This window comes from Gemella parahaemolysans, from assembly GCF_053758945.1.
Genome location: NZ_JBSMTP010000027.1, coordinates 1 through 3,550, shown reverse-complemented (window position 1 = coordinate 3,550; position 3,550 = coordinate 1). Strand labels below are relative to the sequence as shown.

At 40.5% G+C, this 3,550-nt stretch carries 1 protein-coding gene; it reads left to right on the top strand.

Going from position 1 to position 3,550, the window contains the following annotated elements:
* Positions 1-3,356: LPXTG cell wall anchor domain-containing protein (locus ACWOBP_RS08075; RefSeq protein ID WP_455338257.1), on the top strand; the 3,356-nt coding region annotated here is incomplete at its 5' end.
* Positions 3,357-3,550 lie beyond the last annotated feature (194 nt).

Here is a 3,550-nt window from a genome sequence, read left to right as displayed (position 1 = left end):
CAATTGGAGACAATGGTTCAGGAGAAGTGCCGAATGATAAACTTCCAAAAGGAGATTTACCAGGAAAAGGAACAGTAACAGAACCTAACAAGAAACCATCGAAACCAGTAGATGTAACAACACCAGCACGTAAGACACCGACACTAGATGTTGAACAAGATCCTAAGACAGGTGATGTAACAGTAACACCTAAGAAACCAGATGGAACAACATATCCACCAGGAACTAAGGTAGAAATCCCAGGTAAAGATGGAAACACAATCACAGTAACAATCGGTGAAGATGGTAAAGGTAAAGTACCAAATAGTGAGTTACCAGAAGGTAAAGTTCCAGGTACAGGTAAGATTACAGAACCAGGAAAACCAGAAGTGGAAGTACCAAATGTAGAAACACCAAGTAAGATAATCCCAGGTGCTCCAACAACAGAACAACCAGGTAAGATTGAAATTACACAAAAACCAAATGGAGATGCGATTGTAACACCTAAGAAACCAGATGGAACAACATACCCACCAGGAACTAAGGTAGAAATTCCAGGAGAAGATGGAACAACAATCACAGTAACAATTGGAGATAATGGTTCAGGAGAAGTGCCGAATGATAAACTTCCAAAAGGAGATTTACCAGGAAAAGGAACAGTAACAGAACCTAATAAGAACCCATCGAAACCAGTAGATGTAACAACACCAGCGCGTAAGACACCAACATTAGATGTGGAACAAGATCCTAAGACGGGTGATGTAACGGTAACACCTAAGAAACCAGATGGAACAACATATCCACCAGGAACTAAGGTAGAAATCCCAGGTAAAGATGGAAACACAATCACAGTAACAATCGGTGAAGATGGTAAAGGTAAAGTGCCAAACAGTGAGTTACCAGAAGATAAAGTTCCAGGTACAGGTAAGATTACAGAACCAGGAAAACCAGCAGTGGAAGTACCAAATGTAGAAACACCAGGTAAAGTAACAACAGAGCAACCAGGTAAGATTGAAATTACACGAAAACCAAATGGAGATGCGATTGTAACACCTAAGAAACCAGATGGAACAACATACCCACCAGGAACTAAGGTAGAAATTCCAGGAGAAGATGGAACAACAATCACAGTAACAATTGGAGACAATGGTTCAGGAGAAGTGCCGAATGATAAACTTCCAAAAGGAGATTTACCAGGAAAAGGAACAGTAACAGAACCTAACAAGAAACCATCGAAACCAGTAGATGTAACAACACCAGCGCGTAAGACACCAACATTAGATGTGGAACAAGATCCTAAGACAGGTGATGTAACAGTAACACCTAAGAAACCAGATGGAACAACATACCCACCAGGAACTAAGGTAGAAATTCCAGGTAAAGATGGAAACACAATCACAGTAACAATCGGTGAAGACGGTAAAGGAAAAGTACCGAACAGCGAATTACCAGAAGGTAAAGTACCAGGAACAGGTAAGATTACAGAACCAGGAAAACCAGAAGTGGAAGTACCAAATGTAGAAACACCAAGTAAGATAATTCCAGGTGCTCCAACAACAGAACAACCAGGTAAGATTGAAATCACAAGAAAACCAAATGGAGACGCTGTAGTAACACCGAAGAAACCAGATGGAACAACATACCCACCAGGAACTAAGGTAGAAATTCCAGGTGAAGATGGAAACACAATCACAGTAACAATTGGAGACAATGGTTCAGGAGAAGTACCAAATGATAAACTTCCAAAAGGAGAAGTACCAGGTACAGGAACAGTAACAGAACCTAATAAGAACCCATCAAAACCAGTAGATATAACGACACCAGCACGTAAGACACCAACACTAGATGTTGAACAAGATCCTAAGACAGGTGACGTAACAATAACGCCGAAGAAACCAGATGGAACAACATACCCACCAGGAACTAAGGTAGAAATTCCAGGTAAAGATAAAGATGGTAACCCAACTACAATTACAGTAACAATCGGTGAAGACGGTAAAGGAAAAGTACCAAACAGTGAGTTACCAGAAGGAAAAGTACCAGGAACAGGTAAGATTACAGAACCAGGAAAACCAGCAGTGGAAGTACCAAATGTAGAAACACCAAGTAAGATAATTCCAGGTGCTCCAACAACAGAACAACCAGGTAAGATTGAAATCACAAGAAAACCAAATGGAGATGCGATTGTAACGCCGAAGAAACCAGATGGAACAACATATCCACCAGGAACTAAGGTAGAAATTCCAGGTGAAGATGGAAACACAATCACTGTAACAATTGGAGACAATGGTTCAGGAGAAGTACCAAATGATAAACTTCCAAAAGGAGAAGTACCAGGTACAGGAACAGTAACAGAACCTAACAAGAAACCATCTAAACCAGTAGATGTAACAACACCAGCACGTAAGACACCGACACTAGATGTTGAACAAGATCCTAAGACAGGTGACGTAACAATAACGCCGAAGAAACCAGATGGGTCAACATACCCACCAGGAACTAAGGTAGAAATTCCAGGAAAAGATGGAAACACAATCACAGTAACAATTGGAGAAGACGGTAAAGGAAAAGTACCAAACAGTGAGTTGCCAGAAGATAAAGTACCAGGAACAGGTAAGATTACAGAACCAGGAAAACCAGAAGTGGAAGTACCAAATGTAGAAACACCAGGTAAGGTAACAACAGAACAACCAGGTAAGATTGAAATTACACGTAAACCAAATGGAGATGCGATTGTAACGCCGAAGAAACCAGATGGAACAACATATCCGCCAGGAACTAAGGTAGAAATTCCAGGTGAAGATGGAAACATAATCACTGTAACAATTGGAGACAATGGTTCAGGAGAAGTACCAAATGATAAACTTCCAAAAGGAGAAGTACCAGGTACAGGAACAGTAACAGAACCTAACAAGAAACCATCAAAACCAGTAGATGTAACGACACCAGCACGTAAGACACCAACACTAGATGTTGAACAAGATCCTAAGACAGGTGACGTAACAATAACGCCGAAGAAACCAGATGGGTCAACATACCCACCAGGAACTAAGGTAGAAATTCCAGGAAAAGATGGAAACACAATTACAGTAACAATCGGTGAAGACGGTAAAGGAAAAGTACCGAACAGCGAATTACCAGAAGGTAAAGTACCAGGAACAGGTAAGATTACAGAACCAGGAAAACCAGCTGTAGAAGTTCCAGTAGTAACACCAGGTAAGGTAACACCAAATGTACCAACAAAACCAGCTGAACCAACAAAACGTTTAGCTAACACAGGTACAACTGAAACTAATACTGGATTAGCAGGATTAGGATTAGGAATCCTAGGTGGATTACTTGCAGCAGCAAGACGTCGTAAAAACGACAAAAACTAATTTAAAGTTTATAATAAATCTTTAAGTATAGTCGAAAGCCCTCGATATTTTTCGAGGGCTTTTTTGGTTAAAAGGCTTTAGCCAGTTGAGGAGGCGAAGTCTCCGAAACAAAAAACCACCCGCTATGCGGGTGCGAGATAAAAGTTAAACAATTGAAAAATCATCCTTTCTTGATAAAATAAGAGTAGTTCAAG